Raw genomic sequence first — 249 nt, forward strand, 5'->3', positions numbered from 1 at the left:
CTCGGGGCTAAATCCGACCGACGTCAAGGCACGTACTGGATTCTCCACCGCGATGCCCTACCCCCGCATCATTCCACATCAGGACGGCGCGGGCATCATCGACGCCATTGGCGTCAATGTACCGGCCAATAGACTCGGCGAACGGGTCTGGATCTACGAGGCACAGTACGGCCGAGCCGCGGGCACTGCGGCAGAATTCGTCGTAGTCCCTTCAGACCATGCGATTCACCTGCCCGACAACGTGTCATT

The 249-nt window shown here is 60.6% G+C and carries 1 protein-coding gene; it reads left to right on the forward strand.

All coding sequences use genetic code 11. From position 1 onward, the window contains the following. Window positions 1-52 precede the first annotated feature (52 nt). Window positions 53-249 (forward strand): alcohol dehydrogenase catalytic domain-containing protein (locus SB765_RS32220; RefSeq protein ID WP_410932841.1); only part of this gene is annotated, 197 nt, incomplete at its 3' end.

Origin of the sequence: Pseudomonas sp. SIMBA_067 (assembly GCF_046534675.1) — a bacterium.
GTDB lineage: Bacteria > Pseudomonadota > Gammaproteobacteria > Pseudomonadales > Pseudomonadaceae > Aquipseudomonas > Aquipseudomonas putida.